General features: G+C 70.8%; 8 protein-coding genes and 1 pseudogene. 5 read left to right on the top strand and 4 right to left on the bottom strand.

Annotation, left to right across the window (positions count from 1 at the left end; all coding sequences use genetic code 11):
• Positions 1 to 2,554, bottom strand: a 2,554-nt coding sequence (locus NJ4_RS18995) for an AAA family ATPase (RefSeq protein ID WP_169799294.1), incomplete at its 3' end; no start/stop codon positions are given.
• 208 nt (positions 2,555 to 2,762) lie between these two features.
• On the opposite strand from NJ4_RS18995, the gene NJ4_RS18990 reads away from it, so the two are divergent.
• Complete coding sequence (locus NJ4_RS18990; RefSeq protein WP_067438832.1) at positions 2,763 to 4,730, top strand: TIGR03960 family B12-binding radical SAM protein; 1,968 nt, start codon at positions 2,763 to 2,765, stop codon at positions 4,728 to 4,730.
• A gap of 128 nt (positions 4,731 to 4,858) precedes the next feature.
• Positions 4,859 to 5,398 (top strand): AAA family ATPase, encoded by a 540-nt coding sequence (locus NJ4_RS18985; protein ID WP_067438830.1) that lies wholly within the window; start codon positions 4,859 to 4,861, stop codon positions 5,396 to 5,398.
• A gap of 36 nt (positions 5,399 to 5,434) precedes the next feature.
• Here NJ4_RS18985 and NJ4_RS18980 read toward each other — a convergent pair whose 3' ends face one another.
• The 3 genes from NJ4_RS18980 to NJ4_RS26245 form a co-directional block, all read right to left on the bottom strand.
• The gene (locus NJ4_RS18980; protein ID WP_245644628.1) at positions 5,435 to 6,589 is read right to left on the bottom strand and encodes an MFS transporter; all 1,155 of its coding nucleotides are present in this window, start codon (positions 6,587 to 6,589) and stop codon (positions 5,435 to 5,437) included.
• Positions 6,590 to 6,687: 98 nt separating this feature from the next.
• Positions 6,688 to 7,473 (bottom strand): DUF4190 domain-containing protein, encoded by a 786-nt coding sequence (locus tag NJ4_RS18975; protein WP_067438826.1) that lies wholly within the window; start codon positions 7,471 to 7,473, stop codon positions 6,688 to 6,690.
• On the bottom strand, positions 7,470 to 8,255 hold the full coding sequence (locus NJ4_RS26245; protein ID WP_067438824.1) for a hypothetical protein: 786 nt from the start codon (positions 8,253 to 8,255) through the stop codon (positions 7,470 to 7,472). Before NJ4_RS26245 ends, NJ4_RS18975 begins: the two co-directional genes overlap by 4 nt.
• 158 nt (positions 8,256 to 8,413) lie before the next feature.
• Between NJ4_RS26245 and NJ4_RS18965 the strand changes: the two genes are divergently transcribed.
• The 3 genes and pseudogenes from NJ4_RS18965 to NJ4_RS18955 all read left to right on the top strand — a co-directional run.
• Positions 8,414 to 9,595: a winged helix DNA-binding domain-containing protein gene (locus NJ4_RS18965; RefSeq protein ID WP_067438835.1), complete on the top strand. Its 1,182-nt coding sequence runs from the start codon at positions 8,414 to 8,416 to the stop codon at positions 9,593 to 9,595.
• A gap of 63 nt (positions 9,596 to 9,658) precedes the next feature.
• Complete coding sequence (locus tag NJ4_RS18960) at positions 9,659 to 10,366, top strand: TIGR03936 family radical SAM-associated protein (protein ID WP_067438820.1); 708 nt, start codon at positions 9,659 to 9,661, stop codon at positions 10,364 to 10,366.
• A gap of 338 nt (positions 10,367 to 10,704) precedes the next feature.
• Positions 10,705 to 11,075, top strand: a pseudogene (locus tag NJ4_RS18955) (ribonuclease E/G); the annotation flags it as partial.

Raw genomic sequence — 11,075 nt, 5'->3', positions numbered from 1 at the left:
CGTCGGCCGCCGCGGCCGGTGCGAAGCGCTCGTTGGCGCGACGCCCGGCATTGCGGGCGTGCCGCCACGCCTCTTCGAACCGGCCGCCGGCGAAGAAGTGGTGGGCCAGCAGCTCGGGGCGCGTGGCGGCCACCCCGGCGTCCTCCTCGAGGATCTCGGCCGTGCGGACGTGGAGCGCCGCCCTGGTCCGGAAGGGGAGGCCGGCATAGGCCACCTCCCGGTGGATCGCATGTCGGAACGCCATCCGCCCGCCCTCTTCGGAGACCACGAACCCGTCCAGCCGTCCGAGCGCCCGACGAAGGACTGACAGTCCCACGGGTGCGCTGCCGTGCTCCTCCAGCATCCGGCCGAGCAGGCCCAGCGGAAACGAGTCGCCGAGCACGGCGGCTCGACGTAGCAGCGCCCGGTCGTCACCTGGGAGGGCGTCGAGCTGGACGGCGAACAGTTCCTCGACCGACTCCGGTGGCTCGCCGAGGTCGTCCCCTCGTAGGGCAGCGAGGGTGAGCTCGCGCAGGAACAGCGGGTGGCCACCGGCTCGGCGTACCAGCGCCTCCGCAGCGGCGGGTGCCAACGGGGCCTCGGCGGTCACCACCTCGGCAAGAGTGCGAGCCGAGCTCGTGTCCAACGGTCCGAGCATGATTCGCTCAGCGTCCGGTGACCGCCATCCTCCGGAGTCCTCGCGCCGGGACGTGACGAGCAGCCACGGACGACGCTCCGTCTCGGCCGCGATCCGCGACAGGATCTCGCCGCTGGCCGCGTCCAGCAGGTGGGTGTCCTCGACGACGAGGAGGAGCGGGTCGTGGAAGAGCGCGCCGAGCAGGTCGATCACCAACTGCTGGAGGGCCTCGCTGCGGAACTGTTCGTCCAGGGCGGCCACCTCGTCGTGCACGTCGACGAGTCCGACGTCGAGGATCGCGTCGAGGAGGGGCAGCCTCGCGCCCAGCTCCGGGGCCGCGTGGACGACCCGGTCACGGACCCGTGTCGCTGCGACGACGCGGTCCCGGAGCCCACCGATTCCCAGGGCGGTGGCCAGGAGGGGGCGCAGGGCGCCGAAGGGGGCCTGGGCTCCGCCGTGGTCACCCGAGCCGACCAGCGTCGCGAAGTCGTCCGCCCCGGACAACAGCTCGGAGACAAGTCGGGTCTTCCCGATTCCGGGGTCGCCGACGATCTCCACCGCGCCACCGGTGCGTCCGGCGCCCGCGCTGTCCCCGCCGAGGCGGTCGAGTGCCGAGGTGAGGACGTCGAGTTCGGCCTCGCGGCCGACCAGCACGGTCGCGGCCCTGGAGTCCTCCCCGCTGCTGGGTGAGCCCACCGCGACCGTACTGACCCGACGGGCAATGCCCTTGAGGGCCAGCGGCGCCCGGGTGGTGAGGTCGAACCCGCGGTGAGAGTGGTGGAGCAGCTCGCTGGGTGCGAGGACCTCGCCGGGGGCCGCCTCGGAGGCAAGGCGTGCTGCCAGGTTCACCGCGTTGCCCTTGACCGAGTAGGTACGCCGGCTCGTGGGACCCAGGTCGCCGGTGAACACGCGACCACGTGCGATGCCGGCGCGGATCGGGATCTCACCGGCCCGGTCGAGGATCAACCGAACGGTCGAGAGCAGGTGATCGGTGTCGTCGCCCGTGCTGAGCGGCGCTCCCGCCACGAGCATGAACTTGCCGCCGCCGATGCTGATGTCAGTCTCGTGGAAGGAGACCCCGTGCCTGGCCACCGAGCCCTGCACGTTGCGCACCAGCTCGTCCACCGCCCAGGCCAGGTGCGCGGGTCCCTGCTCGCGCAGGAGGTCGTCCGTGCCGTCGAAGAGGACGAAGGCGGCGGTGACCACGCGGTGCTCGGGCTCGTGCGTGCGCGTGAGGTGTGTGCGCAACTGCGGAGGCAACAGGGAGGCGACCACCTCCGAGGGGATCGGGGCCATCGTGGGCGGGGGAGCGGCAGCCGCCCCGGCCAGCGCGTTGAGCAGTCGGCCCCGGGGCTCCTGCGCCCCGAGCGAGGCGGTTGGCAGCAGCCGCGCGCTGGCCGGGCTGACCACGATCTGCCCACCTTCCGCGCTGGCGTCGACCCGGCAGACCTCGCTCGCCGTCGGGCCGAGCACGATCAGCTCCCGGTGCACCAGTGGGTCTCCGGCCAGGACCAGGTGGGTGATGCCGGAATCGATGCCGCTGGAGGCACGCAGCACCACGCGCCCCACGGAGGTGCTCAGGTGCCCGACCTTGGCCAGCACCCGGTGCATGCCGAGCGTGGCACGGGCCGCCCGCGGTGCGTGCTCGTCGCCGTCGAGCATCAGCAACACGGCGTCGCCGCCCCACTTGAGCAGGTCGGCGCCCTCGCGTTCGGCCTCGACGACCAACGCGCTGAACACGGTGTCGAGGACCTCGCTGAGCTCCTCCGCGCCTGCTCGCCCCTGCCCGGAGAGGCGCTCGGTCAGCCTGGTGAAGCCGCTGATGTCGAACATGACGAGGCTCGCGTCGACCTCACGGTGGACCAGGCCCTCGGTGGTCTCCGCCCATCGGGGGAGGAAGCGGGGCAGGTACGCCGCGTGCTCCGGTCGGACGGTCACGGGACCCACAGCTCTCATTCCGCGTCCAGCGTCGCAGGAACCGTCGGGTCGGGCGTCCCCAAATCTGGGGAGGGTCGGGCTGTCGCCCGGGCGGGGCATGCCGCACCCGGGGTCGGGGCGGTCGGTGGCGCCGGTCGAGGAATCGCGGACACCGACACCCCGGCGTACCCTTGTCTGTCGTCCCCTTGCGCCCCCGAGAGGTTACGTAGTGCCCGCCACCACCACCGCACCCGAGTCCGTGTTCTCACGCCTCGAGCCGAAGCTCCCTTCGGTGCAGAAGCCGATCCAGTACGTCGGCGGCGAGCTCAACTCGACCGTCAAGGACTGGGACTGTGCCCCGGACGGCCCGACGGTCCGCTGGGCGCTGATGTACCCCGACGCCTACGAGGTGGGCCTGCCCAACCAGGGCGTCGCGATCCTCTACGAAGTCCTCAACGAGCGCGACTGGATCGTGGCCGAGCGCACCTACTCGGTGTGGCCCGACATGGAGAAGATCATGCGCGAGGGGGATGAGCACGGCCCGATCCCGCAGTTCACCGTCGACGCCCACCGTCCGGTCCGCGCCTTCGACGTCTTCGGTCTGAGCTTCTCCACCGAGCTCGGCTACACCAACATGCTCAACGCCCTGTCGCTGGCACAGATCCCGCTGCACGCGGTCGACCGCACCGACGACGACCCGATCGTGCTCTCCGGCGGGCACGCCTCCTTCAACCCCGAGCCGATCGCCGACTTCATCGACGCGGCCGTGCTCGGCGACGGCGAGGAGATCGTGCTGGCGATCTCCGACGTCATCAAGGAGTGGAAGACCGAGGGGCGTCCGGGCGGGCGCGACGAGCTCCTCCTGCGCCTGGCCAAGTCCAACAACGTCTACGTCCCGAAGTTCTACGACGTGTCGTACGACGACCGCGGCCGCATCGGCTCCGTGGCGCCCAACCGGCCCGGTGTTCCCGACCGGGTCCGCAAGCACACGCTGATGGACCTCGACGCGTGGCCCTACCCGGCCAAGCCGCTGGTGCCGTTGGCCGAGACCGTGCACGAGCGCTTCTCCGTCGAGATCTTCCGTGGCTGCACGCGTGGCTGCCGGTTCTGCCAGGCCGGCATGATCACCCGCCCGGTGCGCGAACGCTCGATCGAGACGATCGGCGCGATGGTCGAGAACGGCATCCGCAAGTCCGGCTTCGAGGAGGTCGGCCTTCTCTCGCTCTCGAGCGCCGACCACACCGAGATCGCCGAGGTGGCCAAGGGCCTGGCCGACCGCTACGAGGGCTCCAACGTGTCCCTGTCGCTGCCCTCGACCCGGGTCGACGCGTTCAACATCTCCCTGGCCAACGAGTTCTCCCGCAACGGGCGTCGTTCCGGCCTGACCTTCGCGCCCGAGGGCGGCTCCGAGCGGATGCGCAAGGTGATCAACAAGATGGTCACCGAGGAAGACCTGATCCGCACGGTCTCCGCGGCGTACTCCCACGGCTGGCGCCAGGTGAAGCTCTACTTCATGTGCGGTCTGCCGACCGAGACCGACGAGGACGTCCTCGAGATCGCCGACCTCGCGAAGAAGGTGATCGCCGAGGGGCGCGCGGTCTCCGGTCGCAACGACATCCGCTGCACGGTCTCCATCGGTGGCTTCGTGCCGAAGGCGCACACCCCGTTCCAGTGGGCCGCTCAGCTCGACCACGAGACCACCGACTCGCGACTGCAGAAGCTGCGCGACACGGTGCGTGCCGACAAGAAGTTCGCCCGCGCCATCGGTTTCCGCTACCACGACGGGCGCCCCGGCATCATCGAGGGCCTGCTCTCGCGCGGTGACCGTCGGGTGGGTCGCATCATCGAGGAGGTGTGGCGCGACGGCGGCCGTTTCGACGGCTGGAGCGAGCACTTCTCCTTCGAGCGGTGGGAGTCCGCCGCCGAGCGTGGCCTCGCCGGCACCGGCGTCGACCTCGACTGGTTCACCACCCGCGAGCGCGAGTACGACGAGATCCTGCCCTGGGACCACCTCGACTCCGGTCTCGACAAGGACTGGCTCTGGGCCGACTGGGAGGACGCGCTCGACCCCGAGTCGATCGACGTCGAGGACTGCCGCTGGACTCCGTGCTACGACTGCGGTGTCTGCCCGGAGATGAACACCGAGATCCAGATCGGCCCGACCGGCCAGAAGCTGCTCCCGCTCTCCGTCGTCTGAGACGCGAGAGCGAGGAACGAGCGGGTCGCGGTGAAGCGACCGTGGGATCCGTCTGAGGCGCGAGAGCGAGTCGTGCACTCGCGTCCTGCCTCGGCGGGGTCGGGCCCCTGCGCGCCTACACTTCGGCGATGGCGACACTCATCCACCTGAACGGTGCCCCGGGCGTCGGCAAGAGCACGATCGCTCGGCGGTACGCGGAGCGGAACCCGGGGGTTCTCAACTGCGACGTGGACGTGCTGCGCACGATGATCGGTGGGTGGCGCGCGGACTTCGAGGGCGTCGGTGCGCTGATCCGTCCGGTCGCACTCGCGATGCTGGCCGAGCACCTGCGCCACGGGAACGACGTCGTGCTGCCGCAGATGCTGGTGCGTGGCACGGAGCTGGCCAGGTTCCGCGAGGCGGCCCTCGGAGCCGGTGCCGGCTACCTGCACATCCTCCTGGACGCGCCGCCCGCGGTGGCCACCGATCGGTTCTACGGACGTCCGGCCGACGAGCCGCTGCACGCGACGATCAGGGGCATCGTGGACGAAGCCGGTGGGCCGGAGCAGATTGCGGCGTACCACCGCGGTCTCGAGGCGTTGGCCCAGGAGGTGCCGGGCACTCGGCGGGTGCCCGCCGACGGCGACGTGGAGGCCACGTGCGCCGCGCTCCGGGCGCTCTGCCCTTGATCAGGAGTGGTACGTCGCCATGGCGGCGGCGGGCGGTCAGCTCGCAGCGGAGCGGCGGGGGAGCAGTTCGTCCTCGATGAAGCGGGCGCGTGCGGCGTACAACCCGACCAGCAACTGGGGCACGGTGAGCGCCAGCAGGAACGCCAGCGGCCAGGTCCAGCCGCCGGTGGCGTCGTAGATCGCTCCGACCGTGAACGGGCCGACGGCGGCCAGCAGGTAGCCGGCCGACTGGGTGAACCCCGAGAGCGCCGCAGTGCCCGCGGGGGTGCGTGAGCGCAGGCCGATCATGGTGAGGATCAACGGGAACGTGCAGGCGCCGATGCCGACCAGCACTGCCCAGACGAACGCGAGCGAGTGCGGCGCGAGCATCAGGCCGACGTACCCGATGGGGTAGCAGGCCATCACCGCGAGCAGCACTCCGCGCTGGTCGGTACGCCGGGCAGCGGCCGCGGGGATCCACAGCGACAGCGGAATGCTGATCGCCGCGACCACTCCCAGCAGCAGGCCGGCCGTGGTGGCGGAGTAGCCGTTGTCACGCCAGAGCTGGGCGAACCAACCGAAGATGGCGTAGGCCTGCAACGACTGGAGCCCGAAGAACAGGGCCATCGCCAGACCGAGCCGGGTGCGGGCGACCTGGCCGAGTCGGATGTCGTGCGGCGCGGCATCGGGGTGCTGGTCGTGGCCGATCATGAACAGCCACGGCAGCGCCGCCACCAGTGCGACGACTGCCCAGACGCCGAGGCCGACCCGCCACCCGCCGAGCGAGTCGGCGACCGGGACGGTGAGGGTCAACGCGCCAGTCAGCCCGATCGCGAGCGACGTCGTGTAGACGGCCGTGATCGCGCCGACCCGATCGGGGAAGTGCAGCTTGACCAGGGAGGGGAGCAGCACGTTCGCCGCGGCCATGCCGGCCAGCGCCACCATCGACAGGGCCAGGAACCCGGCCGGGCGGTCGACGACAGCTCGCAGCCCGAGCCCGGCAGTGACCAGCAGGAGCGAGAACAGGGTGACCCGGTGGACGCCGGCGATGCGGGCCAGCCCGGGTGCCAGCGCCCCGAAGCCGGCGAAGGCGATCACGGGCAACGACGTGAGGACTCCGGCCACCGTGTGGGACATCGCGAGACCGTCGGTGACCTCGGCGAGCACCGGGCCGACGCTGACCGCGGCCGGTCGCAGGTTGACCGCCAGCATGACGATCGCGGCCAGGACCAGCCAGTTGCCGGGAACGAGATCACCAGAACGGCCGCCGGGCGAGGCCCGGCGGCCGTCACTGGAATCTGGCGAGATGCTCAGCCGATCTTCTCGTCGATCTTCTTGTCGTCACTCCGCTGGACGTAGCAGAGGAACTCCTCGTCGGACGTGGGGTTGTTGTCCTCGTTGGCGATGCCGTACTCGACGTTGCCCTCGAGAGCCTCCTCGATGCCGGCGGCGTCGTCGCCGAGCAGCTTGCTGCACACGCCGTAGGCGATGCCTGCGTCGGTCACGTCGTCGGCGTTCGAGGGCATGTACCCGGAGTTCTCGATCTCCTCGAACTTGCCGATGTAGACGATCTGGGCGTCGTGGTCCTCGGAGCAGTCCTTCTTGCGGATAGAGACCGAGTCACCGTCCTTGGTGACGTTGGCGCACTGGCCGACCTCGGCGTTGTCGAGGGTGATCTGGTCCTTCGCGAAGAATGCCACTGCGATGACCACACCGATGGTGACCAGGGTCAGGATGATGCCGACCACGATGGCGGAGACCGCGGCCCAACGCCCCTTGCGCTTGCCGTTCTTGGTGCGCCCGAGGCCGATGAAGCCGAGGATGACACCCACGAACGAGAGGCAGCAGGTCAGGCTCAGCACGAAGGCGGCGATCGAGAGACCGTCGGTGCCCTTGCCGGCGTCGTTGCCGCCCTGCCAGGCGCCGTACGGGTCACCGGTCGGCTGGCCGTACGCCGGCTGCTGACCGTAGGCGGGCTGGCCGTACGCCGGCTGGTCGTTCGAGGCCTGGCCGTAGGGCTGGTGCGTGGGCGGCAGGTTGTTGCCGTCCGGCTGCTCGCCCGATCCTTCGGATCCGGGGTAGGGGGGCTGGGTCATTCGTCGTCTCCTGACACGATCTTCTCGGTGAGCTGCTCACCGTCACTGTTGCGGATGAAGCAGACCACCTGGTCGCCCTCCTCGGGGTCGTCACTGGCCACCAGCGGACGGACCTCGTTGCCGTCGCTGGTCAGGGTGTCGAAGGACCCGCCGGCGTTCTCGAGCTCCTCGACGCACTTGCTGCCGGCGGCGTCGATGTCGAAGTCCTTCGCGTCGTCGCCGCTGAGGTCGTAGGTGGCGAACACCTCGGCGTCGTGGTCGTCGTCGCATGCCATCGTCTCGATCGAGTCGATGGTGCCGCTGCCGTCGGCGATGTCGCTGCTCTCGAGGCACTCGCCGGCCTTGAGGTCGTCGATCGCGACGCCGGAGTCCTTGCCGTCGTCACCGGTCAGCGCAAGGATCCCGAAGATGCCGCCGCCGATGGCGGCGATGAGCACGATCGCGAGCAGCGGGATCAGCCACTTCTTCTTGCTCCCACCGCCGGAGCCGCCACCCTGCGGGGCGCCGTACTGCTGGCCGTACTGCTGCTGGCCGCCGTACTGCTGACCCGGCTGCTGGGCATAGGGATTCTGCGGCTGCTGCGGCTGGCCGTAGGGGTTGCCCTGCTGGGGCTGGGCATACGGGTTCTGCGGCTGCTGCGGCTGGCCGTAGGGGTTGCCCTGCTGGGGCTGGCCGTACGGGTTCTGCGGCTGCTGCGGCTGGCCGTACGGGTTCTGGGGCTGGCCGCCGGTGGGGCGGGTGGGCTCCTCGGGTGGGCCGGGATACGGCGGCTGGTTCGACATCTACTGACCTTCCGGGTCGGCTGTGGCCCTGGTGCGTGGCGATCGTGGGCAGACTATCCGACCTGGAGCGCTCACAAACCTGCTGCCTGTGCCCGACGCGCCAGATTCTTGTGACCGCGCCCGATTGTCGTGACCTGCGGCACGGCATGCTGGGGGCCATGCGCCACATCGACGACGACGAACGCCGATCCCGGCTCGCGCGCAGGCACGCGATCGCCCCGCAGCACCGGGTCGCCGACGCGGTCGCGGCCACGCGTGCGATGACCGTCCTGCATGCCACCGAGCCGCCCAGTGTGCACCTGTCGGTGGCTGCCCGCTCGGACGCCGAGGTCGCCGACGTGGACGCGGCGTTGTACGACGACCGCACCCTGGTCAAGCAACTCGCGATGCGACGCACCCTCTTCGTCTTCCCCCGGGACCTGCTGCCCGCGGCGTGGGGGAGTGCCTCGGCCCGCGTCGCCACCCAGGAGCACGCCAAGATCGCCAAGGACGTCGTCCGCGCCGGCATCGACGACGACGGTGCCGCCTGGCTGGCCCGGGCCGAGAAGGCCGTGCTCGCCCTGCTCGAGCAGGGCGCCCGCTCCACGGCCCAGATTCGGGAAGCCGTGCCGGAGCTGGCCGGCAAGGTCGCCGTCGGTCGCCCCGACGCCAAGTGGGGTGGCGAGGTGCCGATCGCGCCCCGCGTGCTGACCTGGCTGGGCGCCCGCGGACTTCTGGTCCGCGGCACCAACACCGGGCACTGGCGCCTCTCCCGCGCCCGGTGGACGCCGATGGGTGAGTGGCTCGGCACCGTTCCGGAGCCGCTGTCGACCGACGAGGGGTACGCCGAGCTGGTCAGGCGTTGGCTGCGCACGTTCGGCCCCGGAACCACGCGCGACATCTCGTGGTGGCTCGGGTCGACGGTGACCGCTGCCCGTCGCGCACTCGACGACCTCGCGGCGGTGGAGGTCTCCCTCGACGGCGGCGGCACGGGATGGGTGCTCCCCGACGACGTCGACCCGGTGCCGCCCGTGGGGGACTGGGCGGCACTGCTGCCGGTGCTGGACCCGACCACGATGGGCTGGAAGGAACGCGGCTTCTACCTCGACCCCGAGGACGTGCCCTACCTCTTCGACAGCAACGGCAATGCGGGTACGACGGCCTGGTGGAACGGCCGGATCGTCGGCTGCTGGGTGCAGGACGACGACGGCGTGGTCTCGGTGGTGCCGCGCGGCTCGTTGCCGGGCGCGGCCACGGCAGCCCTGGTCGCGGAGTGCGACCGGCTGACCCGGTGGCTCGGCGGCATCCGGATCACCAGCGTCTATTCGTCGCGGCAGATGAAGTCCGCCCGCCTGCCCTGAGCATCGACGCCGAAGGCACGTGCGGAATCGGCGGGACCGTCCCGCGCCGGATATCGTGCCGACGTGCGTGAACAGCCAGAACAACAAGCCCCTCCGGTCCAGCGACTCCGGATCCGCTACGCCAAGCGGGGCCGGCTCCGGTTCACCAGTCACCGCGACTTCAGCCGCGCCTTCGAGCGCGCCGTCTTCCGGGCCCGGGTGCCGATGGCCTACTCCTCGGGCTTCAACCCGCACCCGCGCATCTCGTACGCCGGAGCGGCGCCGACGGGCTCGGCCAGTGAGGCCGAGTACCTGGAGATCGCCCTAGCCGAGATCGTCGACCCGTCGGCCATCCACACCCTGCTCGAGGAGTCCCTGCCCGACGGGCTCGACATCCTCGAGGTGGTCGAGTCGAAGGGTGGCTCCCTCTCGGACACCCTCGAGGCCAGCCACTGGCAGCTCGACCTGGCCGTCGACGCCGACCTCGCCTCCGCTGCCGTCGCCCAGTTCATGGACGCGGAGGAGATCTCAGTGGAGCGGATGACCAAGAAGGGGCTGCGCACGTTCGACTGTCGCGGAGCCGTCCGCTCGATGACGGCAACGCCGACTGGCCGCGGCGCACGACTCGACGTGGTTCTCGTGCACGGGGTGCCGAGTGTGCGCCCGGACGACGTACTCACCGGGTTGGCGCAGGTCTCCGGCCTGGAGCCGGCGGCGGGCGGCACGCTGCTGACCCGTGCCGCCCAGGGCCTGCTCCTCGAGGACGGCACGATCGGCGACCCGCTGGCCTGACGTTGACCGGGTTTGCCGAGGGGTATGCGATACTCGCCACAGGTCACCGTGACGCGGCTTGCCGCACACAACGACCCGACGACGTTCTCGCCGAGGCCTCCGAGGCACCGGCACATGGAGTGAAGGTCGTCACCAGACCGCGACGCGGCCCCGTGTTGGTGAGAGCGACACGACCAGGCCCGGCGACCGCGGCAGGTGACATGGCAGACACTTGATGACGCCTTGCGGAGTTCTTCGTCGCCACCCGAAGGCTTAACGCGTGGTGCCCCGCACGGAGCATCAGGCGTCGAACAGGCAGCGGGCCACCTGAAAGGGCCGCGGCTGCCGAGGAGCGCGACATGCTCGACGACGACAACACCGGCACCCCCGAATCAAACCCGGCTGGTTCGGCTCCGGCCGACCCAGTGCCCACCGAGACGGCCACCGACTCCGGCGCCGCCCCCGCGAAGAAGACGGCGGCCCGCAAGGCCACCACCCGCAAGGGTGCGGCCAAGAAGGCGCCCGCCAAACGGGCGTCCAAGAAGGTCGCGGCCCCGCCGCCCACCGAGGAGCCGGCCGACAGCACTGTCGACGTCACCGCCGCCGCGTCGACCGCGAGCGAATCCACGCCCGACCCCGCGACTGACGCTGCCGCCCCGGAAGATGCCGCCCCGGCGAAGAAGACGGCGGCCCGCAAGACGACCACCCGCAAGACCGCGACCAAGCGGGC

It is taken from the genome of Nocardioides jensenii JCM 1364 = NBRC 14755, assembly GCF_001552535.1.
GTDB lineage: Bacteria > Actinomycetota > Actinomycetes > Propionibacteriales > Nocardioidaceae > Nocardioides > Nocardioides jensenii.
The sequence above is the reverse complement of the archived record's forward strand: the minus strand, read 5'-3'. Positions and strand labels throughout refer to the sequence as shown.